Origin of the sequence: Streptomyces sp. NRRL F-6492 (genome assembly GCF_001280125.1) — a bacterium.
Taxonomy (GTDB): domain Bacteria; phylum Actinomycetota; class Actinomycetes; order Streptomycetales; family Streptomycetaceae; genus Streptomyces.
Map to the genome: position 1 here is coordinate 1 of NZ_LGEG01000253.1, position 22,789 is coordinate 22,789.

Here is a 22,789-nt window from a genome sequence, read left to right on the forward strand (position 1 = left end):
CCCCCGGGGAGCGGGTGACCCGCCTCGTCAACCGGCTCCGGACGGAGGCGGGTTGCGCCCCGCTGCGCACCGATCCCCGGCTCGTCGCGGCGGCCCGCGCCTACGCCCGCGACATGGTCGCGCAGGGCTACTACGGACACAGCAGCCCGGAGGGCGACTTCGCGGACGCGCGGATCACCGCCGAGGGGTACGACTGGAGCGCCTGGGCCGAGAACCTGGCCAGGGGCGCGGCCGGCCCGGAGGCCGTCGTCGGGGACTGGCGGGACGGCTCGACGCACGAGGAGAACATGCTCGACTGCCGCTACCGGGACACCGGCGTGGCGTCGGTGCCCGGCCCCCGGGGCACGGTCTGGGTGCAGAAGCTGGCCGCGCCCGCCCCCGGGCGGGAGTGACGGCCGGATCAGCGCCCGGCGCCGAAGTTCTGCACCCACCAGGGGCCGCCGGAGCCCAGGTTCACGCCGACGCCGATGTCCTTGAAGGCGCAGTTGAGGATGTTCGCCCGGTGGCCGGGGCTCTCCATCCAGTCCGCCACGGCCAGGGCCGGGCTCTTCGGCCCGCGGTGGATGTTCTCCCCCCAGGTCGACCACGCGTAGCCGGCGCTCGTCATCCGGTCGCCCCCGTCCCGGCCCTCCGGGCCGGAGTGCGCGTAGTAGTCGCGGGCGGCCATGTCGTCGGCGTGTCCCCGGGCCGCCGCCCGCAGCCGCTTCTCGGAGCGGAGCCGCCCGCAACCGGCCTCCGCGCGCTCGGCGTTGACGAGGGCGACGACCTCCCTGGCGTACCGCTCGGCCCTCCCGACGGCCGCCGTCCCGCTCCCGGCGACCAGGACGGGCCGCTGCTCCCGCGCCCGCGTGCGCAGCTGTCCCGGCCGGAACTCCGGTTCCGGCTCGGCCCGTACGGGCACGGGGGAGGCGGTGGCCGCCGTCGAGGCCGGGTGGGCCCCCGTCGCGACCGTGAGCACGAGGGCCGCCGCTCCCGCGACGGTGACGGCCGCGCGGAAACCCGGGCGGCGGCGCGTCCCGCCCCTCCCGCGGTGCCGGCCACCCGCCCGCGCGGGCCGGTCGGAGTGTCGGGGACGGACGTGGTACCGCATGGGGCTCCGCTCTCTCGCCGGGGTCGCCGGACGGCCGGCACGGGGGAGAGCCGCCGGGGCAACGGTGACACCTCTTTCCGGCCCCGGCCGTCCCGACACTCCTCGTCAACCCGGCGCGTCAGCTCACGTCGAAGCCTTTCAGCCCTGCGGGACGACCGCCACCGGGCAGGGAGCCAGATGGAGTGCCGCGTGCGCCACGGAGCCGATCCGCGGACCGACGGCCCCCCGCTTGGCCCGCCGCCCGACCACCAGGAGCTGCGCCGCCCCCGACTGCGAGAGCAGCACCTGGCCCGCGCTGCCCAGTTCGACGTGCTCCTCGACCCGGACGTCCGGGTACTTCTCCCGCCAGGGGTCCAGCGCCTCGCGCAGCGCCTTCTCCTCGTACGGGACGAGCCCGCCGGCCTCGTCGGCGAGCCGCATCGAGGCCGGACTGTACGCGTAGAGGGCCGGCAGGCTCCACGCCCGCACGGCCCGCACGGACGCCCCGCGCGCGGCGGCGGTCGCGAAGGCGAAGCCGAGTGCGGCGGCGCTGTCCTCCGGGCCGCCGAGCTGGCCGACGAGCACGTGTCCCGCGGGCGGTTCGGCCCGTTCGCCGTCGCGGGACCGGACGGCGACCACGGGACGGGTGGCGGCGGCGATGATCTGCTGTCCGTACGAGCCCAGCAGGAACCCGGCCACGGGGCCGTGGCCGCGCGAGCCGATCACGAGCATCTCGGCCCGCTCCTCGGCGCCGAGCAGCGCGGCGACGGGGGTGTCGGGCAGCACCTCGGACGAGAGCTCCAGGCCCGGGTGCCGGCGGGCGGTCTCCTCCTCGGCCTCGCGCAGGACCGCGTGCGCGGCCCGCCCCTGGGCCTCGGGGTCCTGGGCCAGGGGGAGGTCGAGGGGTTCCCAGCGCCAGGCGTGCGCGAGCCGTAGCGGGAGGCCCCGGTGGAGGGCCTCGCGGGCGGCCCAGTCCGCCGCGGCGAGACTCTCCGGGGAACCGTCCACTCCTGCGACGATCTCACGACTCATCGGGCTGCCTCCGTCGGTGCGGTGTCGGGTCCGCCGGCCGGCGGACCCCCTCCCCGCCAGCTTGGGCCCGACGACCGCCCGACGGCAGGGCCGTACGTCCCGACATGCCGTCTTCCGCCGTGACGGGGGCTCAGGACCGCTCCGGGTCAGGCCAGCAGGGTGAGCCGGGCGTGGGTGCCGTTGAGGTAGTGGTCCCCGATGTCCCGGAGCCGGTGGTCCGCCCGCGTCGGGGCGGTGAGCGCGCGGGCGTTGCGCCAGAAGCGGTCGAATCCCGGTCCGCCGCCCCGGGAGTCGGCGCCCGCCGTGCCGTCGACGAGTTCGAGGATGCGGCTGGTGATGTGGACGGCCGCCCGGCCGGTGACGGTCTCGGCCGCCGCGACGAGGACGGAGATGTCGGCGCGCTCCTCCAGGGTCAGCGACCACTCGGCGTGCAGGCCGCGGGCGAGGGCGTCCGTCGCCCGCTCCGCCACCGCGGCGGCGGCGTGCGCGGCGGTCGCCAGCTCCCCGTAGGCGAGGAGGAGGTACGGGTCGTCCCCGGACCCGGCCGGGGCCGCGCCGTCCCCGGCCGCCGGGCCGCCCGCGCCGCCGGCCGGGACCGGTCCCGCCTGGTCGGCGCGGCTGATGTCCCGGGCCTCGGCCAGCGCCCCCTCGGCGACGCCGAGGCCGACCTGGGTGAGGAGCAGGCGCAGGGCGAGCGGGGCGAGGGTGGTGAACGGGGCGACGGCGTGCTCGTCGTGCGGCAGGACGCCGAGGACGTGCTCGGGCGGCACGGGGACGTGGTCGAAGGTGACGGTGCCCGCGCCGGCGAGGCGCTGTCCGACCCGGTCCGTGCCCGCGTCGGTGAACACCCCCGGATGGGCCGGGTCCACCAGGACGATCAGGAGGTCGCCGGTGCCGCCGGGGCGGGCGCCGACGACGAGCCGGTCCGCCACCGTGACGCCGGACGCGAAGGCGCGGCGCCCGTCGAGGATCCAGCCGCCGCCGCTGCCCTCGGCGGGGGTGAGCGCGAGACCGGGTTCGGCGGTGGCGCGCGGCGGTTCGACGCTCCCCGCGAGCAGCCAGCGCTCCTCGGCCGTACACACGTCGAGGGCGAGCGGGTGGCGGTGGGCGGCGCCCGGCCGTCGTGTCGCGTCCGTCCCGGACGCGGTCTCCGTCCCGGACGCGTCCTCGGGCCCGGACGCGGTGGCCGTCCCGGTCTCGGTGGCCGTCCCGGGCGGGGCGTCCGCCCGGTAGGGGGTGTGCGCCTCGTGCGCGGGACCGAAGAAGCGGCTGCTCCAGGACAGCGCGTAGTGGTGCGCGAGGAGTTCGCCCACGGAGCTGTCGGCGGCGGAGATCTCCCGTACGACCGCGGACGCGGCCCGCCAGTCGGCGCCCCGCCGGGAGGGACCCGGTGCGGTGAGGAGGGCGGGCAGCCCCGCCTCCTGGAGCCGGGCGACCTCGTCGAAGGGCGCCTTCCCGGCCCGGTCCCTCGCCAGGGCGTCCACGGCGAGGTCGTCGGCGAGCTCCCGGGTGACGCGGGGCCAGATCTCGTCGTCGGCGGGCCGGTCGACGGTCCGGCCCGCCGGTGCGGAGGCGGTGCGCACAGCTGGTCTCTTCGGCGATTTCCTCGGCGTACTCACGTCACCTCACATGATCCCTAGTATTCCCACTGGAATACTAGGGATAGTGGCAGAGGTGACCGCCCCTTCCCAAGGGGCGTCCGCAGGCTGGACAAGGTCGTCTTGATCGATGAGACGGGGTCAAGTCCACGCAGGTCGCGAGGGGTTGACCCGGCCAGTCAGGGGTTGGTCCAGGCCTCGGGATCGTCGGCGAGCGCGACGATTCCGGCCGGCAGCCTCGCCGCCGCCACCTCCGCGAGCGACACCCCGAGCACCTCGCGGACCCCCGCCCGGAGCGCGATCCACAGCGTCAGGAGCGACTCGGCGGGACCCGTGTACGACAGCTCCGGCGGCCGCTCCCCGCGCACGGAGACCAGCGGGCCGTCCACGCAGCGGATGACCTCCGCGACCGAGATGGTCTCGGCGGGCCTGGCCAGCCAGTACCCGCCGTTGCCGCCGCGCTGGCTCTGCACCAGGCCGCCCTTGCGCATGTCCCCGAGGATGCCCTCCAGGAACTTGTGCGAGATTCCCTGGTCCTCCGCGATGGCCTCGGCCTTCAGCGGACCCGCGTCCCGGGCGGCGGCGAGCTGGAGGGCGGCACGCACCGCGTAGTCGGCCCTGGCTGAAATGCGCATGCGCGCATTATTCCGTACGGTCGGGACGGATCACGCGCCCGCGGGGCGTGCCGTACCGCTCGCCGTGGGACGTCTCGTACCACGCGGTGAGACGAGCCGTACCGCACCCTTGACGCCGTCCGTGACCGGCCGGACACTCATGGACGGGAAAACCGAGCGAACGGGTAGGAAAACATGGGACGCACCGGCCGGAGGGACACCGCATCCGCCGCGCCCCTCCCGCGCTCCCTGCCCCTGACGTCCCGCCGCCACATCGATCTGCTGCGGGTCTGCAGCGCCGCGTAGTCGCCGTCGCCTCCCGGGCGGCACGCATCCGCCTCCGCCCGCCGGGCCCCCTTCGCCGCGGTCCGTCTGCCTCCTCCTGCACGCATCTCCGCCGACCCGGGCCCCGGCCCGGCACCGTCGTCGCCCCCGCCGCGACCGACGCCGCCGCGCGCCGCCCCGGGCCGGCACCGAGCACCCTCAAGGGAGAAGCATGTCCGTCGTCCCGTCCTCGCTGCTGCCCGCCTCCGCCGCGCCGGCCTTCCGCGGCCGCATCGGCCGCGACGTGCGCAGCGGCCACTACGCCGTACCGCACCGCTACCGCCTCCACGTCGCGCCGTCCAACCCCGGCTGTCTGAGCATCGCCCTCACCCACGGCCTCCTCGGACTCGACGACACCCTCCCGCTCACGGTCCTGCCCGACACCCCCGACGCGCCCGACGGCGGATACGCGGCACTCCGCCCGCTGTACGAGGCCAGCGCCCACCTCTACGACGGCCCCGCCTCCGCGCCCGTCCTCAGCGACGGCTGGACCGGCCGGATCGTCACCACCCACGTCCCCGACATCCTCCGCGACCTCGCCCTGCGCTTCCGCGGCGACGGCCCCGACCTGCTGCCGGAGGAGCACCGCGCCGAGATCGACGCCGTGGCCGACCTGTGCGGGCGGAGCGTCAACCGGGCCGCCCAGCGGGCCGGCGAACTCGGACTCGACGACGAGGCCGCCCACCACGAACCCCTCGGCGTCCTCTTCGCCGCGCTCGACTCCCTGGAGCGCCGCCTCGCCCGCCTGCCGTACGTCCTCGGCGACGGGCCGACCCTCGCCGACGTCCACGTCTGGGTCACCCTCGTCCAGCTCGACACCGTCCACCGCTGGCACCTGGACGCCGCCGCCATGGACCGGGTCGCCGGCCACCCCGCCCTCTGGGCGTACGCCCAACGCCTCGCCGCGCGCCCCGAGTTCGCCCGCCACCTCGACATCGACGCCGTCCTGCGCCGCCACCGCTCCCACTGCCGGGGCCGCGAGGCGGCGGGCGCCGGGATCCGCATCGTCGACTGGTCGGCCGCCCCGCGCTGACCACCCGGGAACGGGGCCCGGGGAGCACACGCCCCGGACCCCGGCGCCCCCGCGCCCTCCCCCCGCGTCACCCACCGTGTCCGCGCGGGTCGCGGGCGTGGCCGACGGCCGCCAGTATGGAGCGACGCAGGAACAGGAGGACGCCATGCTGCTGCCCGACAGGAACACGGTCGACCGGTTGCTCCGGCACTACCGCGCCCAGGAGCGGACCGTGCTCGCCCGGCCGTGCGACCTGTCGGCACTCCGGCGCTTCGAGGACACGGCGTACACCCTCTGCGTCCTGATGGGGGAGCGCAGCGCCCGCGCGGCGGTCCGCGCCGCCGAACGGTACGTGACCGGGAACCGCGCCCCGGCCCGGCCGGCCCTGGAAGGCCTGCCCGGAGCCTGACCCCGGGCCCGGTCCCTCCCGTACCGCCGGGAAGAGATCAGGAATCGAGAAGCGTCACCACCGTGCCGCCGTTAGCGTGACAGCCATGGGCATCGCGACCCCCGCCGAGGGCGGACCGGACGCGATGGACCACCCTTTCGGCCCCGCGCGACAGCTGGAGACACGATGAGCAAGGCCCCCCGGTCGGACGAGCAGACGTCCGTGCCGCACGCCGCCGACCGGCACGACCTGATCCGGGTGCACGGCGCGCGCGAGAACAACCTCAAGGACGTCAGCATCGAGATCCCCAAGCGCCGCCTCACGGTGTTCACCGGCGTCTCGGGCTCGGGCAAGAGCTCCCTCGTCTTCGACACGGTCGCCGCCGAGTCGCAGCGGCTGATCAACGAGACCTACAGCTCCTTCGTCCAGGGCTTCATGCCGACCCTCGCCCGGCCCGAGGTCGACGTCCTCGAAGGCCTCACCACCGCGATCATCGTCGACCAGCAGCGCCTCGGCGCCGACCCCCGCTCCACGGTCGGCACCGCCACCGACGCCAACGCGATGCTCCGCATCCTCTTCAGCCGCCTCGGCAAGCCCCACATCGGCCCGCCGAGCGCGTACTCCTTCAACGTCCCCTCCGTGCGGGCGAGCGGCGCGATCACCGTCGAGAAGGGCGCCAAGAAGGCCGTGAAGGCCACCTTCGAGCGCACCGGCGGCATGTGCGTCCGCTGCGAGGGCCGGGGCACGGTCTCCGACATCGACCTCACCCAGCTCTACGACGACTCCAAGTCCCTCGACGAGGGCGCGCTCACCATCCCCGGCTACACCGTCGGCGGCTGGAACTACCGCCTCTACACCGAGTCCGGCCTCGTCGACCCGGCCAAGCCGATCCGCTCGTACACGAAGAGGGAGCTGGCGGCCTTCCTCCACCAGGAGCCGACCCGGATGAAGATCGCGGGCATCAACATGACCTACGAAGGTCTGGTCCCCCGCATCCAGAAGTCGTTCCTGGCCAAGGACAAGGAGGGCATGCAGCCCCACATCCGGGCGTTCGTGGAGCGCGCGGTCACCTTCACCACCTGTCCCGAGTGCGACGGCACCCGGCTCGCCGAGGGCGCCCGCGCCTCGAAGATCGGGAAGATCAGCATCGCCGACGCCTGCGCGATGCAGATCAGCGACCTGGCCGCCTGGGTCCGTGGTCTCGACGAGCCCTCGGTGGCGCCGCTGCTCACCGCCCTCCAGCTGACCCTCGACTCGTTCGTGGAGATCGGCCTCGGCTACCTCTCCCTCGACCGCCCGGCGGGCACCCTCTCGGGCGGCGAGGCGCAGCGCGTCAAGATGATCCGCCACCTCGGCTCCTCGCTCACCGACGTCACCTACGTCTTCGACGAGCCCACCGTCGGGCTGCACCCCCACGACATCCAGCGCATGAACGACCTCCTGCTCCAACTGCGCGACAAGGGCAACACGGTCCTCGTCGTCGAGCACAAGCCGGAGGCGATCGCGATCGCCGACCACGTCGTGGACCTCGGCCCCGGCGCCGGCACCGCCGGCGGCACCGTCTGCTTCGAGGGCACCGTCGAAGGCCTGCGGGCCTCCGGCACCGTCACCGGCCGCCACCTCGACGACCGCGCCTCCCTCAAGGACGCGGTGCGCGAGCCCACCGGCGCCCTGGAGATCCGGGGCGCGTCCGCGCACAACCTGCGGAACGTCGACGTCGACGTCCCCCTCGGCGTCCTCACCGTCGTCACCGGCGTCGCGGGCTCCGGCAAGAGCTCCCTCGTGCACGGCTCGCTCCCCGCCGGGGAAGAGGTGATCTCCGTCGACCAGAGCCCGATCCGAGGCTCCCGGCGCAGCAACCCCGCCACGTACACCGGACTGCTCGACCCGATCCGCAAGGCCTTCGCCAAGGCCAACGGCGTCAAGCCGGCCCTCTTCAGCGCCAACTCCGAGGGCGCCTGCCCCACCTGCAACGGCGCCGGCGTCATCTACACCGACCTCGGCATGATGGCCGGCACCTCCTCCACCTGCGAGGACTGCGAGGGCAAGCGGTTCCAGGCCTCGGTGCTCGAATACCTCCTCGGCGGCCGGGACATCAGCGAGGTCCTCGCCATGTCCGTGACCGAGGCCGGGGAGTTCTTCGGCTCCGGTGAGGCCGCCACCCCGGCCGCGCAGCGGATCCTGGCCCGGCTCGCCGACGTCGGCCTCGGCTACCTGACCCTCGGCCAGCCGCTCACCACGCTCTCCGGCGGCGAGCGGCAGCGGCTCAAGCTGGCCACCCACATGGGCGAGAAGGGCGGGATCTACGTCCTCGACGAGCCGACCACCGGTCTCCACCTCGCCGACGTCGAGCAGCTCCTCGGCCTGCTCGACCGGCTCGTGGACTCCGGCAAGTCCGTCATCGTCGTGGAGCACCACCAGGCGGTCATGGCGCACGCCGACTGGATCATCGACCTCGGCCCCGGCGCCGGTCACGACGGCGGCCTGATCGTCTTCGAGGGCACGCCCGCCGACCTGGTCGCCGCCCGCTCCACCCTCACCGGGGAGCACCTCGCGGAGTACGTGGGGGCCTGACGGAGAGGTACCGACCGAGGGGTCCTGGCCGGAGAGGCCGGGGCGAGCGGCGCCCGCCCCGGCTGTCCTCACTCCGAGAGAGCCGCCCGCCCTCACTCCTGCGAGGAGCCGGCGGCGCCCGCCCGGCGCCGCCATCCCCACAGCGCGAACGCCGCCGCGCAGGCCGCGCCGATCAGCCCCAGCGGGAGGCCGGCCGACGCGCCCGAGGGCGCCGCCGCGGGAGACGCGTCCTTCCCGAGGGCCGCCTGGGCGGGGGCGTTCCCACCTGGGGTGTCCCCGGTCGAGCCGTCCCGGGCCGGCGAGCCCTTCGCGGGAGCCTCCCGCGCCGGAGCGTCCTCGGCGGGAGCCTCCCGCACCGGAGCCTCCCGCGTCGGGCCGTTCTCGGCGGGGGCGTCCTTCGCGGGAGCCTCCTTCGTCCCGGTGTCCCCGGCGGGCGCGGTTCCCGCCTCCGCCCCCGCGCGGGCCGCCTTCTCCGGTGCGGTCCCGTCGTCCTGTCCGTCACGGGCCGCCGCCACGGCACGGGCGTCGACCTCGGCCTTCGTGTGCTCCGGCAGCAGCGAGCCCACCGGCCGGACGTGCCCGGCCGCCTCGAAGCCCCAGTCGAGCAGGGACCGCGCCTCCTCGTACACGGCGTACCCGCCGCCCTCCTGCGGGTTCATCACCGAGACGACGAGCGTCCGGTCGCCCCGCTTGGCCGCGGAGACCAGCGTGTTGCCCGCGTTGCTCGTGTAGCCGTTCTTGATGCCGATGAGCCCGGGGTAGCGGTCCACCCCGTTCTCACCGGTCAGGAGCCGGTTGGTGTTGGCGATGCCGTACGACCACGAACCCGCGGGGAAGTCCGCGTACCGCGTCGAGCAGTAGCGGACGAACGCGGGATCCTGGAGACCGGCCCGCCCGAAGACCGCCAGGTCGTACGCGGAGGACACCTGCCCCGGGGCGTCGTAGCCGTCCGGGGAGACCACGTGGGTGTCGTTCGCCCCCAGGGAGCGGGCCTTCTCCTGCATCTTCCGGGCCATCGAGTCCCAGCCGCCGTTCATCGCGGCGAGCACGTGCACCGCGTCGTTCCCGGAGCTGAGGAAGACGCCGTTCCACAGGTCCGAGACCTTGTACGTGTACCCCTCCTTGATCCCGACCAGGCTGCTGCCCGCCCCGATGCCGGTCAGCTCGGAATCGGCCACGGTGTGCTGCGCGGAGGAGTCGTGGTGGGGGAGAGCGGTGAGGGCGAACAGCGCCTTGAGGGTGCTGGCGGGCGGCAGCTTCCGGTGCGCGTCGCGCGCGGCGAGCACCTCGCCCGTGGACGCGTCCGCGACCACCCACGACAGCGCGGAGGCCGAGGGCAGCCGGGGCGCGCCCGACAGCGGCTGCACCTGCACGCCCCGCCGGTCGAGCCGGGCCGGGTCGACGGACCGGCGTACGGGCGGGGTGGGTTCCCCGACGGCGGAGGCCGGGGATCCCGCTGAGAAGGAGGAGAAGGAGGAGGCGGAGGAGACGGGAGTGACGGACGAGACCGTGGGGGCGGGGGAGGCGACGGCCGCCGGAACGGGCAGCACGAACAGCAGGGCCGCGGAACCGGCGGCAGCGTGACGGACAGCTGACGTGACGATCATTCGGCCACCGTAGGGAGGAGGAGGCGAACCCGCAGATCGAAGTGGGCCGACCGGGGGAGCGGGTGTGGCGTACGGCGGCGCGTCGTGAGCCGACCGGGTGGTCCGGGCCCGCACCGGGCGCGCGGAGAGCGCGGGTGACGCCCCCTCACACCCGCACCGGAGCACCACCGTTCCGTACGGGAGACCCCGGCGCCCCGGCCCGCCGCCGCCTCCCGCCGGGCCGCTCTCCCGGACACCCCGCCCGGATGCTCTACCGAATGCTCTGCCGGGCATTCCGCCGCGCCCGGCAACTCCCTACGGAAGCGCCGTGGTTGACCGTAGGATCGGACGGCCCGCGCACCGCACCGGCCCGTCTCCGCAGTCAGGAGCCCCTCCCGTGAACACCGTGAACACACCGCACTCCGAGACCGCCACCGAGACCGCCACCGAGACCGCAACCGACACCGCGACCGCGGCCTCCGGCCGGCCGCCGTACCGTCCGGACCCGGCGGGCGGCTGCCCGCACGCGGAGAACGCGCGGCTGCTCGCCGGGGGCGCCGTGACCCCGGTGGTCCTGCCCGGCGAGGTCGAGGGCATGGCGGTCCTGGGCCACGACGCGCTGCGCGAGTTCCTCTCCCATCCGGACGTCGCCAAGGGCGCCCGGCACTTCACCGCCCTCGCCGAGGGCCGCATACCCGACGGCTGGCCGCTGCGCACCTTCGCCACCGTGCCCGGCATGACCACCGCGGACGGCGCCGACCACCGCCGGCTGCGCACGCTGGTCAGCAGCGCCTTCACCGCCCGCCGGGTCGAGGAGCTCCGCCCGCGCGTCGAAGCGGTCACCGCCGGACTCCTCGACGGACTCGCCGGGGCCGCCGCGGCCGGCGACGGCGTCGCCGACCTGCGCCGGCACTACGCGCTGCCGCTGCCGCTCGGCGTCATCTGCGAACTCTTCGGCGTCGACCCGGCCCACCAGGACCGGCTGCACCGCCTCTCCAGCCTGGTCGTCGCCACCGACACCGAGCCCGCGCGGGCCGTCGCCGCCAACCGGGAGCTCGTCGAGCTCCTGGCCTCCGTCGTCACCGCCAAGGCCGCCGCCCCCGGCGACGACCTCACCAGCGCCCTCATCGCCGCCCACGACGAGGACGGCGACCGGCTCAGCGGACCCGAGCTCATCGGCACCCTGCTCCTGATGATCATCGCGGGCCACGAGACCACCCTGAACCTGATCACCAACGCGGTCCGGGCGCTCTGCGCCCACCGCGACCAGCTCGCCCTGGTCGTCGAGGGCCGCGCGACCTGGGCGGACGTGGTGGAGGAGACCCTCCGCTGGGACAGCCCGGTCAGCTACTTCCCGTTCCGCTACCCGACCCGCGACCTCACCCTCGACGGCACCCTCATCCCCCGGGGCACCCCCGTCCTGGCCGGGTACTCGGCGGCGGGCCGCGACACCAGGGCCCACGGCCCGGACGCCGACCGCTTCGACGTCACCCGGGCCACCACGGCGAAGCACCTCTCCCTCGGGCACGGCCCCCACTACTGCCTGGGCGCCCCGCTCGCGCGCCTGGAGGCCACGACCGCCCTGGAGGCCCTCTTCACCCGCTTCCCCGAGCTGGACCTGGCCGTCCCGGAGGACGGCCTGAACCGCCACGCCGGGTTCGTCGGCAACAGCGTCCGCACCCTTCCGGTCAGACTGTCCGCCTGACGCGGCACCACGACCCGGGCACGGGCACGCGGAGGGCCGTCCGCCGGGCGGCCCTCAGCCCGCCCGGCCCCACGTCGTCGTGGAGAAGGTCCGCAGGGAGGAGACGACGCGCAGCAGCCGGTCCTCGTTCCCGGCGAGGCCGGCCGCGCGGAGCGCCTCGTCGGCCTCCGCCATCGGACGGACGAGCACGGCCCCCGCGTACGGGGCGAGCCGTGGATCCTCCAGCACGGCCCGGGTGGATTCGAGCAGCCGCAGATACGCCTGGGCCGCCGCGCGCTCGTCGGTGGTGATCGTGGTCATGTCGGGCTCCCTCTCGACAGTTCGGCTCCCACCACCTTCTCCTACGCCTCTGACAATCCGGGTCAGCCCCGCCCGCCGAGGTGCGCCGCCAGCCGCTCCAGGAAGGCCTGTTGCCCCACGACGAGCAGCGGAGCCGCCGCCTCCGGGGCGAACCAGCCGACCCGGTCGATCTCCGGGAACTCCTCCGTGCGGCCGGAGCGGGGCGGCCACTCCAGGGTGAAGGTGCCCGGCACGATCAGGTCCGGGTCCAGGTCGCCCTCGACGGCCCAGGCGGTGACGAGCTTCCCGTTGCGCTGCCGGCTCTCCCCGAGGTCGATCCAGTCGCCCTCGGGAGCGGCGAGGCCCAGCTCCTCCCGGAACTCCCGGCGGGCCGCCGCGCCGGGCGCCTCGTCGGGCTCGTACTCCCCCTTGGGGATCGACCAGGCGCCCTCCTCGCGGGACTCCCAGAAGGGGCCGCCCATGTGACCGATGAGGACCTCGACGCCACCGTCCGCCGTCCGGCGGAAGACCAGGAGACCCGCGCTGCGTTTGACCGGCATGGGCCCAGTGTGTCCGAAGGCCCCCGCCGGCGCAGCCCGTCGGGACGCCCGCGACGATGTGCCCCGGCGCGCGTCCGCCGGCGCCTCACGCCCCCGGCCCCCCGCTGCTCCACTCCTCCGCCCCGACCGTCACGGGCCCGCCCGCCGGGTCGGCTCCGCGCGTCCAGTCGGGCCCGAGCCGTACGGAACGCCACGGCACCAGCGTCCCGCGCAGCCGCTCCCGCCGCAGTCGCACGCCGTCCTGGGCGACGGTCAGGACCGGGCGTACGAGACGGCGCTCCGGCCGTACGAGCAGGGGCGCGGCCTCCGGGCCGAGGAGGCCGGGCGTCACCCACCGCAGCGGCCCCGCGGCCGTGACCGGCACCGTTCCGGCGGGCCGGGACGGATCGCCGGGACGGCGGAGGTGACCGAGCACCGCGTCGGCCGCCGCCCGTCCCTCGGCGGCGGCCACCGGGGCCGGTTCCCCGCCGTGCAGGAGGCCGCCGGCCGCGAAGACCCCGGGAACGGCGGTGCGGAAGGCGCCGTCCGTCACCGGGCCCCGCGTGCCCGGCGCGAGCGGCAGCCCGCGGGCGCGGGCGAGTTCGTGGTCCGGGATCCAGTCGCCGGTGAGGACCACGGTGTCGCACCGCAGCACGGACGCGCGGCCGTCCCGTCCCCGGACCGCGACCCCGGTCGCCCGGCCGCGCCCGAGCAGCTCCGTCACGACCGTGCCGGTGAGCACCGGCACGGCCCCGAACCCGGTCGGCGCGGAGGGGAGTTCGGTGACGACCGCCGCCACCTCCACCCCGGCCGAGCGCAGCGTCCGCACCGCGCTCCGGGCCACCGGTTCGCCGCCGACGACCACAGCCCGCCGGCCAAGGTGCTCCCTTCGGGAGCCGAACAGCGCGACCGTCCGCTGGAGTTCGCCCGTGGTCAGCACTCCGGCGGGCCGTGTCCCCGGGACGAGCCGGGCGCTGCGGGGCCGTTCGCGCGCCCCGGTGGCGAGGACCACCGCGCGGGCCGCGATCCGTTCGAGCCCGGCCGGCGAGGTGACGTCCAGGGCGAGCGGCCCGGCCCAGCCCGTGGCCGAGACGCCGGTGCGGACGACGGCCCCGGCCCGCAGCGCCTCCCGCACCGCGCGCCGCGCGTAGCCCGGCCCGTCCAGGGGCCGCCCCCGCGCGTCCGCGCCGAACCCCGGGCGCGCGCAGTGGCGCGGGACCCCGCCCGCGTCCGGCTCCCGCTCCAGGACCTCGACGCGGCCGGCGCCCGCAGCCGCGAGCCGGGCGGCCGCGGCGAGCCCGGCGGGCCCCGCGCCCACGACGAGCACGTCGACCGCACGGTTCACCGACCGCCCCGCTCCCGGTCCTCCGTGCGGTCCACCGGCCGTCCCCTCGTCCTCCGTACGGTTCACCGGCCGTCCCCCTCGTGAGCTCCCGGGAGGTTCCGCGACTCCTCGAACAGCGCCCGCACCTCCGCGCCGCAGAAGTTCCCCTGGCAGCGGCCGCCCCGCGCGCGGGTCCTGCGCCGCAGCCCGTCGAGGCCGCCCGGGGGGATCGTCGAGGCGAGCGCGGCCCGGACCTCGCCCCGGGTGACCCGCTCGCAGTGACAGACGATCGCCCCGAAATCGGGCTCACGGGCGATGAGTCCGGCGTCCCGGTAGGGCCGGGGGAAGGCCTCGCCGAGGTTCGGCACGCGGACCGGGGCGAGCGGCCGCTCCGGCCCCGGTTCGAGCCCGCAGTCGGCCAGGAGGCCGAGCACGTGCTCCGCGATGGCCGCGGAGGCGCTGAGCCCGGTCGAGCGGATCCCGCCCACCGTCACGTACCGCAGGGCGGGGTGCGCGGCGATCCGGTAGTCCTCCCGGCCGGTGGCGGCCCGCAGTCCCGCGTAGACGGCCGTGACCTCCTCGTCGAGCAGCGCGGGCAGGACGCGGCCGCCCTGTTCGAGGAGGCCGGCGATCCCCCCGGCCGTCGTGCCGGTCGCGGTCTTGTCGTCGAGGTCCTCGGCGGTGGGCCCGAGCATGACGTTCCCGTACACGGTGGGGGAGACGAGCACGCCCTTGCCGAGCGGTCCGGGCACGGGGAGCAGGATGTGCCGGACCAGGTCGCGGGCGAACTTGTCGAAGACGAGCAGCTGGCCCCGGCGCGGGGTGACGGTGAAGTCCTCGCGTCCGACCAGGGCGTCGAAGGCGTCGGCGTACAGCCCGCAGGCGTTGACGAGGTGCCGGGTCCGGAGCGTCCCGCGCCGGGTGACGAGCCGGTGGTGCGCACCGCCCGGACGCACCTCCTCCACCCGGCAGTTCAGGTGCAGGTCCACCCCGGAGCGGACGGCCTGCGTGGCGTACGCGAGGACGGTCGTCCACGGGCAGACGATCGACTCGCCCGGCACGTCGAGCGCCGCGAGCGCGCCGGGCGCCAAGTGGGGTTCTCGCGAAGCCAGTTCGGCGGCGTCGATGATCCGGGTGGTGCGGTGGCCGTTGCGCCCGGCCTTCTCCGCGAGGCGGGGGAGCGCGGCGCGCTCCCGCTCGTCCCGGGCGACGAGCAGGGCGCCGAGCGGCTCCACGGGGATGCCGGTCTCGCGCGCGTACGCGGTGAGCAGCCGGTGCCCCTCGCGGACGAGCCGCGCCTCCAGGGTGCCGGGCGCGGCGTCGAAACCGGTGTGCAGGATGGCGGTGTTGGCCTTCGAGGTGCCGTCGCCCACGTCGTTCGCGGCCTCCACGAGGGCGATCCGCAGCGGGTGGCGGGCGAGCGCGCGGGCGATGGCGGTCCCGACGACCCCGGCCCCGACGACCACGACGTCGTACGCGGCGTCCCCGTCGGCGGGGAGGGGCCCGGCCCGGGTGACCTCTCCGGGAAGCCCCGGCCCGCCGACGCGGAACTCCGCCCGCGTGCTCCTCGCCGCCCCCGTGCCCGTCGCCGCTCCCGTACTCCTCACGCCGCCCCGCCGTCGGCCGCCTGCGCCCCCGGCCGTTCCAGCAGCGCCGCGACCTCCGCGCGGAACCGGGCGAGGCGCGCCGCCGCCTCGTCGGCGGAGATCCGGGGCTCGTACACCGCCGCCGGCTTCCATTCCGGTACGGCCTCCCGGAGCGTGAGCCCCGGGAAGCGGCCCAGGCGGGCGACCGCGCCGACCCCGAGGGCCGTGGCGTCGGGCAGGGCGGAGACCTCGACCGGCCGTTGCAGCAGGTCGGCCTGGGTCTGCATGAGCAGCGCGCTCCGGGTCAGGCCGCCGTCGGCGCGCAGCGAGGTCAGCGCCGTGCCCCGGTCCGCAGCCGCGGCCGCGGCGAGCTCCACGACCTGGGCGGCGATGCCCTCGCACAGGGCCCGCACCAGCTGCCCCGGGCCGGTGTCCAGGCCGAGGCCGGTGAGCGAGCCGCGCACGTCCCCCCGCCACCAGGGCGCGGCGAGCCCCGCGAACGCGGGGACGAACGTGACGCCCCCGCTGTCCGGGACGGCGCCGCCGACCGCGTCGAGCTCCCCGGCCCCGGAGACCACCCCGAGGTCGGTGAGCCAGCGCACGGCCGAGGCCACCGTGTACACCTGGCCGTCCAGGCAGTGGGTGACGCGCCCGCCGAGCCGCCAGGCGACACAGCTCACCAGGCCCGAGGCGGCCCGCAGCGGCTCGGGGCCGGTCCGCGCGAGCAGGAAGGCCCCCGTGCCGTACGTGCACTTGGCGGCGGCCGGGTCGTCGGCGCTCTGCGCGAGCAGCGCCGCCTGCTGGTCCACCAGCAGGCCGGTCAGGGGGAGCGGAGGGCCGAAGGCGGTCGTGGTGCCCACGGGCGCGTCGCAGTCCACCACCCGGGGCAGCGGCTCGCCGCCGAGTCCGTACAGGTCGAGGGCGGTCCGCGACCAGGAGACCGTGTCGAGGTCGAGGAGCCCGGTGCGCCCGGCGGTCGCCGCGTCGGTGACGAAGGCGCCGGTGAGCCGGTGGACGAGCCAGGCGTCACTGGTGGTGACGGCGCCCGCGCCGGTGGCGTGGCGGCGGATCCAGGCCATCTTCGGCGCGGCGAAGTAGGGGTCCACCGGGAGGCCGGTCAGACGGCGCAACTCCTCGGCGTGCGGATCGAGTTCCGCGCAGACGCCAGCGGCCCTGCGGTCCTGCCATACGAGCGCGTCGGTGAGCGGTTCGCCGGTGGCGGGGTCCCAGGCGAGCACGGTCTCGCCCTGGTTGGCGAGGCCCGCGGCCACGACCGGGACGCCCGCGTCGGCCAGCGCCGCCCGCCCCGCGGCGACCACGGAGTCGTACAGCTCGCGCGGGTCGACCTCGACCAGGCCGCCCGGCAGGTAACGGGGCCGCACCGGCGCCGTACCGCTGCCGAGGACGCCGCGTTCCGGACACAGGACGAGGGCCTTCGTGCCCGACGTGCCCTGGTCGACGGCGAGTACCGGGCCGCCCGTCATCCTGTCGCTCCCGTCCGATGGTCCCGTTCGGTGACCGTCCGGTCACCGAAAAGGGTCAGGGTGCCGTCGGCGCGGGGCGTCGTCAAGCCTCGCCGGACGACCCCGTCAGGTCCACGGCCGAACCTGACAGTAAATCAAATTCAGTCGTTGGCTTGATAGTTGTCGTCAGAAAAGAAAGAGGACCGGTCGGGTCCAGAGCGCTCTATAGTGATCGCCGATCAATGGCCGGGACACCGTCCAAGGGACTGACCATCCCTCCCCATCCACCGAGGAACCATGCCGCCCACACCACGCCCCGCCCCCTGATGGCCGGCCAAGGCTTCCGGCCCGTCTACCACCCGGCGGGCCACGACCACGCCCTGCGCCACGCCCTCCAGGACTTACGCACCGGCCGCTGGGTGGCCATGGCCCAGTTGCTCGACGAGACCGCCGACTGGGGTGCCTGGACCCGGCGCACCCAGGTCCTCGCCACCGTCGCAGCCGGCACCGACGTCGTCCGCACCTGGCGCGCCGAGCAGCCGGAGAGCCCCGCCGTGGCGGTGATGCACAGCCGCGTCGCCGTCGAGCGGGCCGTACGGGCCCACCGCTCCGGCCACGCCCGTGCCGGGCAGCTCTGGCGGGAGGCCAGGGCCGCCTGCCACGAGGCCGTCGACCGCTCGCCCGCCGACCCGGTGCCCTGGGTGGGACTGCTCGCCCTCGCCGCCCTCGACGGCCCCCAGCACATGGCCGAGCACCGGGTCGCCCCACCGGCCCCCATGCTGCCGCCCGGCCCCTGGGGCCTGCTCGCCGAGTCGGAGAAGCGCCACCCGCACAACCGCGAGGCGCACCACCGCATGCTCCAGTTCGTCTACGCCCGGCGCTCCGGACCGCTCTCCGAAGCCGTCAACTACTCCCACTGGGCCGCCTCCTCCGCGCCCGTCGGCTCCGCCCTGCACGCCCTCCCGCTCTACGTGCGCGTCGAGCGCTACCGGCGCGAGCGCGGCCACGAGCGCGCCCTCGACCTCCACTGGGTCGCCGAGGACGCCGTGCGCGACGCCCAGCGGGCCCTGGACACCTGGTTCTTCTTCTGCGCCGTCGACGAGGCCTCCCTGCTCGACCTCAACCACCTGGCGCACGCGCTCTTCGGCGCCCTCCGCTTCGCCGACGCGACCCGGGTCTTCGAGGCGCTCGGCCCGTACTACACGACGCTGCCGTGGGCCCACCGGACCGCCCGTCCGGACGACCGCGCCCTCGCCGAAGAGGTCTTCCTGCGGGCCCGCGCCCGCTGTCTCGGCGACTGACGCCCCCGCCCGCCCCGCTCCCCGCGTCTCCCCGTACTCCCCTTTCCCCGCTCACCGTTCGTCCCCCGGAGGTCCCCATGGCCCGCACCGAAGCCCCCGCCGACGCGATACGCAAGCCACCGCCCGTCCAGGACGAGGAGGAGAGGCTGAGAGAGCTCGGCTACCAGCCCGTCCTCGCCCGCCGCATGGGCGGCTTCGGCAACTTCGCGATCAGCTTCTCGGTCATCTCGGTCCTCTCCGGCTGCATGACCCTCTACGGCTTCGGCCTGGGGACCGGCGGCCCCGCCGTCATGCTGTGGGGCTGGGCCGGCGTCGGCCTCTTCGTCCTCTGCGTGGGCCTCGCCCTCGCCGAGGTCACCAGCGCCTACCCGACCTCCGGCGCCCTCTACTACATGGCCGACCGGCTCGGCGGACGCCGCTGGGGCTGGTACACCGGCTGGCTGAACCTCCTCGGCCTGCTCGGCGCCATCGCCGGCATCGACTACGGCGCCGCCCTCTTCACCGGGGCCTTCCTCAACCTCCAGTGGGGCTTCGAACCCACCGTCGGCTCCACCTTCCTCATCTTCCTGGCGATCCTGCTGCTCCACGCCGTCCTGAACCTGTTCGGCGTCCGCCTGGTCAGCGTGCTGAACTCCGTCAGCGTCTGGTGGCACCTGGCCGGCGTCGCGGTCATCGTCGGCGCCCTCGCGATCATCCCGGAGCGCCACCAGTCCGCCGAGTTCGTCTTCACCGAGTTCGTCAACGACACCGGGTGGGCCAACCCCTTCTACGTGGCCGCGATCGGCCTGCTCCTGGCCCAGTACACCTTCTGCGGCTACGACGCCTCCGCCCACCTCTCCGAGGAGACCTCGAACGCCTCCGTCGCCGCCGCCAAGGGCATCGTGCGGGCCATCTGGGTCTCCTGGATCGCCGGCTTCGCCCTGCTCGCCGGACTGACCTTCGCCATCCAGGACTACGCCGCCACGCAGAACAGCGCCACCGGAGTCCCGCCCGCCCAGATCCTCCTGGACGCGCTCGGCTCCGGCGGCGCCACCGCCCTGCTGCTCGTGGTGATCGTCGCCCAGCTCTTCTGCGGCAACGCCGAGGTGGCCGCCGCGAGCCGGATGGTCTTCGCCTTCAGCCGGGACAACGCCCTTCCCGGCTCGGCGCTCTGGCGGAAGGTCAGCACCCGCACCCAGACCCCCGTCCCGGCCGTCTGGCTCTCGGTCGGCGTGGCCGCGCTCATCGCCGTGCCCTCGCTGTACTCGGCCACCGCCTACGGCGCGGTGACCGCCATCAACGTCATCGGCATCACGCCCGCCTACGCCATCCCGATCTACCTGCGGCTGCGCGCCGGCAAGCGGTTCACCCCCGGCCCGTGGAGCCTGGGCCGCTGGAGCAGGCCGATCGGCTGGACCGCCGTCGTCTGGGTGGCCCTGGTGACCGTCCTCTTCTGCCTGCCGCAGAAGTCCCCGGTGACGGTCGACACCATGAACTACGCCGTCATCGCCCTCGCCGCCGTCCTCGTTCTGGCCAGCGTCTGGTGGTACGTCGCCCGCCGCTCGTACGGCACGCCGACCGCGTACGGCACGGCCCGCGAGGAGGCGGACGTCGCGGAGGGGATCGTCTAGGGCCCGTCCGACCCCGATCCGCCGGACGGGCCCCGGGTCCCGTCCGGCGGGAGGCAAACGCGTCGACAACGCCCCCGGCGCCCGGCAGAGTGGACGTCCATGACGAGCAGCGAGCTGTGGACCCGTGCGACCGCCGACCGCTACGACGCCGAGGAGACCGAGATGTCCTCGGCCGCCGTCCTCGGACCGACCCTCGACCTCCTGGCCGAGCTCGCCGGAGACGGCCGGGCGCTGGAGTTCGCCATCGGGACGGGACGCGTGGGCGTCCCGCTCCGGGAGCGCGGCGTGCCGGTGGTGGGGATCGAGCTGTCCGAGCACATGGCGGCGGTGCTGCGGCGCAAGGCCGACGAGGACACGCTCCCCGTGGTCATCGGGGACATGGCCACCACGACCGTCCCCGGCGGGTTCGCCCTGGTCTACCTCGTCTACAACACCATCACGAACCTGCTCACGCAGGACGAGCAGGTCGAGTGCTTCCGCAACGCCGCGCGTCACCTGGAGCCCGGCGGCCGGTTCGTCATCGAGCTGGGCGTGCCGCCGCTGCGGTTCCTGCCGCCCGGCCAGGTCGCGGTGCCGTTCGACGTCTCCGAGCGGCACCTCGGCTTCGACACCTTCGACCTGGTCGAACAGGTCCTCGTCTCGCACCACCTCACCCGCGACGGCGACGACGGCCGCTACCGCCGCGGCGCCTCCCGGCACCGCTACGCCTGGCCGGCCGAACTCGACCTGATGGCGCGGATCGCCGGGCTCGAACTCGAACGCCGGGTCGCGGACTGGGACGGGTCGCCGTTCGCCCAGGACTCCGCGAAGCACGTCTCCGTGTGGCGCAAGCCCGCCTGAGACCGGGGGCCCGGAAGTCCGGCGGCTCCGAAAACGGAGTGCCGGAGAACCGGCGCGCCGCGATACTGCGCCGATGAACGATACGCCTGCCGCCGTACTGGATTCGCTGCACGGGCTCGCGTTCGGCGACGCCTTCGGCGACCGCTGGTTCGGCATCCTGCGCAGGGACGGCACGGCGGCCCTGGAGGCGCGGACACCGCCCCCGGAGCCGCTGTGGCGGTGGAGCGACGACACCGCTCAAGCGGTGGTCCTCGTCCGGGAGCTCGTCGAGGGCGGGGGCGCCGTCGACCAGGACCGCCTGGCCCTGCGCCTCGCGGCGGCCTACGCCGAGGACACCCACCGCGGCTACGGGGCCTCGATGCACGACGTGCTGCGCCGGATCGCCGCGGGCGAGTCCTGGCGGGAGGTGGTCGCCGGACAGTTCGGCGGCCAGGGCTCCTGGGGCAACGGCGCCGCCATGCGAGCCGCCCCGCTCGGCGCCTGGCACGCCGCCGACCTCGACGCGGCCGCCGAGCAGGCCGCCCTCCAGAGCGCGGTCTCGCACCACCACCCGGAGGCGGTCGCCGGAGCGGTGGCGGTCGCCCTCGCCGCGGCCCTGGCGGCCCGCGGCCGGGGCGGCCCCGCCCCGGCCGGACCGGACTTCCTCCGGGCGGTCGCCGAACGGCTCCCCGACAGCGACGTCCGGTCGGGAGTGCGGATCGCGGCCCGGATGCCGGAGCGCACCTCGGTCCGGCACGCCGCGGAGGTCCTGGGCTCCGGCTACCGGATGTCGGGGCCCGACACCGTCCCGTACGCCCTGTGGTGTGCGGCGCGGCACCTCGACGACCTGCACGAGGGCCTGTGGGTCACGGTCGCCGGGCGCGGCGACATCGACACCACCTGTGCCGTCGTGGGCGGGGTCGTCGCCGCCCGCACCGGCGTCGCCGCCCTCCCTCCCGCGTGGCACGCGGCCCGTGAACCGCTGCCCCCGGTCGTGGCGTAGCGAGGGGCGGACGCCCGCTCCGCGAGCGGGCGTCGGGCGCCCGGGCCGTCGGACCCGTGCCGCGCGGTCAGGCGCTGAACTCGTAGGTCCAGGCCGCCGACCGGGCCGCGACATCGATGTCCGTGATCTCCAGGGCGTGCCCGTGCTGGTCGCTGACGACCCGGTGGACGAGCAGCCGGGCCGTGCCGCCGGCCGTCGTGCCGGGGTCGGTCGGCACGCCCACCGACTCCCGGTGGACGACCCGCAGTCCCGCCTGGTGCATCCAGTGGTAGAGCAGCCGCAGGTCGGGCTGCTGGCGGCAGTCCCGGCCCCGCCGGTAGCGGGCCAGCTGGGGGATCTCGGCGAGCGCGGGCCGGGAGAACCACGACACCGCCCGCTGGAGCGCCGATCCCCGCGGATCGAGCACCGCGTGCCGGTGGACGAGCGTCGGTTCGCCGGGGGCGAGCAGGAGGCGCGGGGCGAGCGGGACGGGCGGCGGCTCCCAGGCGAGCGAGGCCCGCACCAGCGTCCCCGCCGCGCGCGGCCCGCCGGGGAAGGTCGGCCGGTGGACCCTGGGGGCGGGAGCCTCGGCACCGGCCTCGGCCCCGGGGCCCGCGGCGAAGGTGCCGCGCCGGTCGGTGACGACGAGCCCCTCGTCGCGCAGGAGCTGGAGGGCGCTCCGCACGGTCTGCCGGTTGACGTGGTAGCGCTGGGACAGCGAACGCTCCGAAGGGAGCCGGCTGCCGGGAGAGATGCGCCGCTGGGCGAGATCCTCACGCAGGGCGGCGGCGACCCGGAGGTAGAGCGGCACTTCCGCCGCCGTCCCGGAATCGGGCTCGACCATGATCAACCCTTTCTTTGCTCAGCGTGACCGCATGGGCCGTATGGGTGATCAATTCCTATCATTGGTCTAAACCATTTTGCCAGTCCTGCCGGAAAGAGTGGCCGAAACGCGCGTTGCGCCTTGTAATGAGGTTCCAGGTG

Annotated in this window: 20 protein-coding genes; 9 read left to right on the forward strand and 11 right to left on the reverse strand. The window is 75.4% G+C overall.

The features are described from left to right. A partial coding sequence (locus ADL08_RS28335; protein ID WP_199837106.1) for a CAP domain-containing protein occupies positions 1-392 on the forward strand: 392 nt, incomplete at its 5' end. A gap of 8 nt (positions 393-400) precedes the next feature. Here ADL08_RS28335 and ADL08_RS36010 read toward each other — a convergent pair. From ADL08_RS36010 to ADL08_RS28355, 4 genes are all read right to left on the reverse strand, one after another. Continuing rightward, entirely contained in the window at positions 401-958 is a 558-nt protein-coding gene (locus ADL08_RS36010) for a CAP domain-containing protein (RefSeq protein ID WP_234352293.1), read from the reverse strand. Between the two features lie 270 nt (positions 959-1,228). Next, entirely contained in the window at positions 1,229-2,101 is an 873-nt protein-coding gene (locus ADL08_RS28345) for a universal stress protein (RefSeq protein WP_053647953.1), read from the reverse strand. A 146-nt stretch (positions 2,102-2,247) separates the two neighbouring features. Next, positions 2,248-3,684 (reverse strand): acyl-CoA dehydrogenase, encoded by a 1,437-nt coding sequence (locus ADL08_RS28350; protein ID WP_234352294.1) that lies wholly within the window; start codon positions 3,682-3,684, stop codon positions 2,248-2,250. A gap of 194 nt (positions 3,685-3,878) precedes the next feature. Continuing rightward, a complete protein-coding gene (locus ADL08_RS28355) occupies positions 3,879-4,334 on the reverse strand; it encodes an RrF2 family transcriptional regulator (RefSeq protein ID WP_053647957.1) in 456 nt (151 codons plus the stop codon). A gap of 475 nt (positions 4,335-4,809) precedes the next feature. Between ADL08_RS28355 and ADL08_RS28360 the strand changes: the two genes are divergently transcribed. From ADL08_RS28360 to ADL08_RS28370, 3 genes are all read left to right on the forward strand, one after another. Further along, a complete protein-coding gene (locus ADL08_RS28360) occupies positions 4,810-5,670 on the forward strand; it encodes a glutathione S-transferase C-terminal domain-containing protein (RefSeq protein WP_053647959.1) in 861 nt (286 codons plus the stop codon). Positions 5,671-5,815: 145 nt separating this feature from the next. Beyond that, positions 5,816-6,058, forward strand: coding sequence for a DUF5133 domain-containing protein (locus tag ADL08_RS28365; RefSeq protein ID WP_053647961.1), 243 nt, complete (start codon positions 5,816-5,818; stop codon positions 6,056-6,058). A gap of 165 nt (positions 6,059-6,223) precedes the next feature. Further along, a complete protein-coding gene (locus ADL08_RS28370) occupies positions 6,224-8,611 on the forward strand; it encodes an ATP-binding cassette domain-containing protein (protein ID WP_053647963.1) in 2,388 nt (795 codons plus the stop codon). A 92-nt stretch (positions 8,612-8,703) separates the two neighbouring features. Here the strand turns inward: ADL08_RS28370 and ADL08_RS28375 are convergent, their stop codons facing one another. Next, complete coding sequence (locus ADL08_RS28375; protein ID WP_053647965.1) at positions 8,704-10,218, reverse strand: D-alanyl-D-alanine carboxypeptidase family protein; 1,515 nt, start codon at positions 10,216-10,218, stop codon at positions 8,704-8,706. A 520-nt stretch (positions 10,219-10,738) separates the two neighbouring features. Here ADL08_RS28375 and ADL08_RS28380 point away from each other — a divergent pair. Next, positions 10,739-11,902 (forward strand): cytochrome P450 family protein, encoded by a 1,164-nt coding sequence (locus ADL08_RS28380; protein WP_234352295.1) that lies wholly within the window; start codon positions 10,739-10,741, stop codon positions 11,900-11,902. A 54-nt stretch (positions 11,903-11,956) separates the two neighbouring features. Here the strand turns inward: ADL08_RS28380 and ADL08_RS28385 are convergent, their stop codons facing one another. From ADL08_RS28385 to ADL08_RS28405, 5 genes are all read right to left on the reverse strand, one after another. Then, on the reverse strand, positions 11,957-12,202 hold the full coding sequence (locus ADL08_RS28385; RefSeq protein WP_053647968.1) for a hypothetical protein: 246 nt from the start codon (positions 12,200-12,202) through the stop codon (positions 11,957-11,959). A 62-nt stretch (positions 12,203-12,264) separates the two neighbouring features. After that, on the reverse strand, positions 12,265-12,741 hold the full coding sequence (locus ADL08_RS28390; protein ID WP_053647970.1) for an NUDIX domain-containing protein: 477 nt from the start codon (positions 12,739-12,741) through the stop codon (positions 12,265-12,267). 85 nt (positions 12,742-12,826) lie between these two features. Further along, positions 12,827-14,065, reverse strand: a complete 1,239-nt coding sequence (locus ADL08_RS28395) for an FAD-dependent oxidoreductase (RefSeq protein WP_053647972.1) — start codon at positions 14,063-14,065, stop codon at positions 12,827-12,829. 62 nt (positions 14,066-14,127) lie between these two features. Continuing rightward, positions 14,128-15,510, reverse strand: coding sequence for an FAD-dependent oxidoreductase (locus ADL08_RS28400; RefSeq protein WP_053648010.1), 1,383 nt, complete (start codon positions 15,508-15,510; stop codon positions 14,128-14,130). A gap of 137 nt (positions 15,511-15,647) precedes the next feature. Beyond that, a complete protein-coding gene (locus tag ADL08_RS28405; protein WP_053647974.1) occupies positions 15,648-17,114 on the reverse strand; it encodes an FGGY family carbohydrate kinase in 1,467 nt (488 codons plus the stop codon). Positions 17,115-17,419: 305 nt separating this feature from the next. Between ADL08_RS28405 and ADL08_RS28410 the strand changes: the two genes are divergently transcribed. The 4 genes from ADL08_RS28410 to ADL08_RS28425 all read left to right on the forward strand — a co-directional run bounded on the left by ADL08_RS28410 (position 17,420) and on the right by ADL08_RS28425 (position 21,826). Continuing rightward, positions 17,420-18,394 carry a hypothetical protein gene (locus ADL08_RS28410; protein WP_053647976.1) on the forward strand — a complete coding sequence of 325 codons (975 nt, stop codon included), beginning with the start codon at positions 17,420-17,422 and terminating at the stop codon, positions 18,392-18,394. Positions 18,395-18,471: 77 nt separating this feature from the next. Next, positions 18,472-20,004 (forward strand): amino acid permease, encoded by a 1,533-nt coding sequence (locus ADL08_RS28415; protein ID WP_053647978.1) that lies wholly within the window; start codon positions 18,472-18,474, stop codon positions 20,002-20,004. A gap of 99 nt (positions 20,005-20,103) precedes the next feature. Further along, positions 20,104-20,844, forward strand: coding sequence for a class I SAM-dependent DNA methyltransferase (locus ADL08_RS28420; protein WP_053647979.1), 741 nt, complete (start codon positions 20,104-20,106; stop codon positions 20,842-20,844). A 73-nt stretch (positions 20,845-20,917) separates the two neighbouring features. Beyond that, complete coding sequence (locus ADL08_RS28425) at positions 20,918-21,826, forward strand: ADP-ribosylglycohydrolase family protein (RefSeq protein ID WP_053647981.1); 909 nt, start codon at positions 20,918-20,920, stop codon at positions 21,824-21,826. Positions 21,827-21,893: 67 nt separating this feature from the next. Here the strand turns inward: ADL08_RS28425 and ADL08_RS28430 are convergent, their stop codons facing one another. Then, positions 21,894-22,649, reverse strand: coding sequence for a GntR family transcriptional regulator (locus tag ADL08_RS28430; protein WP_053647983.1), 756 nt, complete (start codon positions 22,647-22,649; stop codon positions 21,894-21,896). Between the last annotated feature and the right edge of the window lie 140 nt (positions 22,650-22,789).

What these genes read in the sequence shown, in the direction of transcription:
- ADL08_RS28345 (WP_053647953.1), bottom strand. Translation starts at nt 2,101, where the DNA reads ATGAGTCGTGAGATCGTCGCAGGAGTGGACGGTTCCCCGGAGAGTCTC.
- ADL08_RS28355 (WP_053647957.1), bottom strand. Translation starts at nt 4,334, where the DNA reads ATGCGCATTTCAGCCAGGGCCGACTACGCGGTGCGTGCCGCCCTCCAG.
- ADL08_RS28360 (WP_053647959.1), top strand. Translation starts at nt 4,810, where the DNA reads ATGTCCGTCGTCCCGTCCTCGCTGCTGCCCGCCTCCGCCGCGCCGGCC.
- ADL08_RS28365 (WP_053647961.1), top strand. Translation starts at nt 5,816, where the DNA reads ATGCTGCTGCCCGACAGGAACACGGTCGACCGGTTGCTCCGGCACTAC.
- ADL08_RS28370 (WP_053647963.1), top strand. Translation starts at nt 6,224, where the DNA reads ATGAGCAAGGCCCCCCGGTCGGACGAGCAGACGTCCGTGCCGCACGCC.
- ADL08_RS28375 (WP_053647965.1), bottom strand. Translation starts at nt 10,218, where the DNA reads ATGATCGTCACGTCAGCTGTCCGTCACGCTGCCGCCGGTTCCGCGGCC.
- ADL08_RS28385 (WP_053647968.1), bottom strand. Translation starts at nt 12,202, where the DNA reads ATGACCACGATCACCACCGACGAGCGCGCGGCGGCCCAGGCGTATCTG.
- ADL08_RS28390 (WP_053647970.1), bottom strand. Translation starts at nt 12,741, where the DNA reads ATGCCGGTCAAACGCAGCGCGGGTCTCCTGGTCTTCCGCCGGACGGCG.
- ADL08_RS28405 (WP_053647974.1), bottom strand. Translation starts at nt 17,114, where the DNA reads ATGACGGGCGGCCCGGTACTCGCCGTCGACCAGGGCACGTCGGGCACG.
- ADL08_RS28410 (WP_053647976.1), top strand. Translation starts at nt 17,420, where the DNA reads ATGGCCGGCCAAGGCTTCCGGCCCGTCTACCACCCGGCGGGCCACGAC.
- ADL08_RS28415 (WP_053647978.1), top strand. Translation starts at nt 18,472, where the DNA reads ATGGCCCGCACCGAAGCCCCCGCCGACGCGATACGCAAGCCACCGCCC.
- ADL08_RS28420 (WP_053647979.1), top strand. Translation starts at nt 20,104, where the DNA reads ATGACGAGCAGCGAGCTGTGGACCCGTGCGACCGCCGACCGCTACGAC.
- ADL08_RS28425 (WP_053647981.1), top strand. Translation starts at nt 20,918, where the DNA reads ATGAACGATACGCCTGCCGCCGTACTGGATTCGCTGCACGGGCTCGCG.
- ADL08_RS28430 (WP_053647983.1), bottom strand. Translation starts at nt 22,649, where the DNA reads ATGGTCGAGCCCGATTCCGGGACGGCGGCGGAAGTGCCGCTCTACCTC.